This window comes from Marinitoga sp. 1154 (assembly GCF_013363285.1).
In the GTDB taxonomy this organism is placed as follows: Bacteria; Thermotogota; Thermotogae; order Petrotogales; family Petrotogaceae; genus Marinitoga.
On sequence record NZ_LBFB01000059.1, the window covers coordinates 1 to 1,358 of the forward strand.

The 1,358-nt window shown below is 27.5% G+C and carries 1 protein-coding gene; it reads left to right on the forward strand.

The annotated features are described in order from the left end of the window. Positions 1–509: 509 nt before the first annotated feature. Positions 510–1,358, forward strand: an 849-nt coding sequence (locus tag XO12_RS11045; protein WP_175420342.1) for an AAA-like domain-containing protein, incomplete at its 3' end; no start/stop codon positions are given.

Sequence of the window (1,358 nt, forward strand, 5' to 3'; positions counted from 1 at the left end):
ATAAAAAATCTAAGGGAAAAGGATTTATAATTATATAATAAAAATTATTTTTTCCAATTACCCGATGTAAGAGAGCGATAGCTCAAAAGTTTTTTAAATTAAAATCCAAATTTTAATCCTATTACCCACCGTAGATGTGAATATTTTCTTTGAAAATATTAAAAAGTTTTAATTTTAAAATACGGTGTCCAAAAAGTCAAATTCACTCAGGCAGCTCGATTGCTAATCCTTAAAATTATTCATTCTCAGCCGTCGCTCAAACAATACATCGTGTATTGTTTCGCTCAAAATTACATCCATGTAATTTTGACGGCTTCCATTCATAATTTTAAGGGTAATCTTCGAGCCTTCGTTTCATTTGAGACTTTTTAGATATTCTATATTATCATTCAATAGAATAGATTTGAACAGCTTTGGAGGTGAAGAGCAATTGCTCAAAAGTTTTTTAAATTAAAATCCAAATTTTAATCCTATTACCCGCCGTAGGCGTGTAACATCGGAGGTGAATCATGAGAAGATTCTGCACAAGTGGTCCCGTTGATAAAAAGACCTGTTATTACGTAGAGAGACCCGATATAATGAAAGAAGCGCTTGATCATATAAAAAATTGGAGATATTTTACAGTATCAGCGCCAAGACAAAGCGGAAAAACAACATTGTTAAAAGATATAGTTGAAAAAATAAAGGATAAATATTTACCAATATTTATTTCTTTTGAAAGTTTTGGAAATATAAAAACTGAAGAAATGTTTATAAAAAATTTTAATAAAAAAGTGAAGAATTTTTTTAGATTTAATATGAATATTGAGTTTGAATCAAAAAAAATAACAGCAATAAGTGATCTTGACGAATATATAGTAAATATAAATAAAAAATTCAAAAAAGAAATAATATTGATGATAGATGAATTTGAAAGATTAGATAAAAACATAATGAATGAATTTTTACATGTAATAAGAGATATATATCATTCAAGACAAGACTATAAGCTCAGAAGTGTAATATTAATAAGCGTAGGATATCTAAGCGGAATATTAGAAGACAACGCTAGTCCATTTAACATAGCAGAACATTTAGAAGTGCCATACTTTACCAAAGAACAAGTATATGATTTACTTTCACAACACGAAACAGAAACAGGACAAATTTTTGATGAAAAAGTAAAAGAATTAATATGGCATAACGCAGCAGGCCAACCAGGATTAACCAATGGACTTGCATATGACTTAGTAATGAAAAAAGCAAAAGGAGAAAAAATAATAACAGAAAAACATTTTGAAAAAACATTATATGATTATATGAGAGTATATATAGACAAAAACATATCAAATATAATAAACAAAGCAAAAAAAGAATTT